At 69.7% G+C, this 1,003-nt stretch carries 1 protein-coding gene; it reads right to left on the reverse strand.

All coding sequences use genetic code 11. The features are described 5' to 3' along the window. Window positions 1-927: methionine adenosyltransferase (gene metK / locus PV721_RS43565; RefSeq protein ID WP_319734440.1), on the reverse strand; the 927-nt coding region annotated here is incomplete at its 3' end. Window positions 928-1,003 lie beyond the last annotated feature (76 nt).

Raw genomic sequence — 1,003 nt, forward strand, 5'->3', positions numbered from 1 at the left:
GGCGAGACCGGCGGCGACGACGTTCTTGGCGACCCAGCGCATCGCGTACGCGGCGGAGCGGTCCACCTTCGACGGGTCCTTGCCGGAGAACGCGCCGCCGCCGTGGCGGGCCATGCCCCCGTACGTGTCGATGATGATCTTGCGGCCGGTCAGGCCGGCGTCGCCCATCGGGCCGCCGATCTCGAAACGGCCGGTCGGGTTCACCAGCAGCCGGTAGCCCTCGGTCTCCAGCTTGATGCCGTCCTCGGCGAGCTGACGCAGGGTGTGCTCGACGACCGACTCGCGGATGTCCGGGGCCAGCAGGGCCTCCAGGTCGATGTCGCAGGCGTGCTGGGTGGACACGACGACCGTGTCCAGACGCACCGCCCGCTCACCGTCGTACTCGATGGTCACCTGCGTCTTGCCGTCGGGACGCAGGTAGGGGATCGTCCCGTTCTTGCGGACCTCGGACAGCCGGCGCGAGAGCCGGTGCGCGAGGTGGATCGGCAGCGGCATCAGCTCGGGGGTCTCGTCGCAGGCGTATCCGAACATCAGGCCCTGGTCGCCGGCGCCCTGCCGGTCCAGCTCGTCCTCATCACCCTCCACCCGGCTCTCGTAGGCCGTGTCCACGCCCTGCGCGATGTCGGGGGACTGGGCGCCGATGGACACCGACACACCGCAGGAGGCGCCGTCGAAGCCCTTCTGCGAGGAGTCGTAGCCGATCTCCAGGATCTTCTCCCGCACCAGCTGCGCGATCGGGGCGTAGGCCTGCGTGGTGACCTCGCCGGCTATGTGCACCAGGCCGGTGGTGATGAGGGTCTCCACCGCCACCCGCGAGGCCGGGTCCTGTGCGAGGAGCGCGTCGAGGATCGTGTCGCTGATCTGGTCGGCGATCTTGTCGGGGTGGCCCTCGGTCACGGACTCCGAGGTGAACAGACGGCGGGACATCTCACTCCTGATGGTGTGGGAAGAGGTGCTCGGATCGGTCGGATCGGTGGGATCGGTGGGGTCGGTGGGGTCGGTG

Source organism: Streptomyces sp. MB09-01 (assembly GCF_033794505.1).
GTDB lineage: Bacteria > Actinomycetota > Actinomycetes > Streptomycetales > Streptomycetaceae > Streptomyces.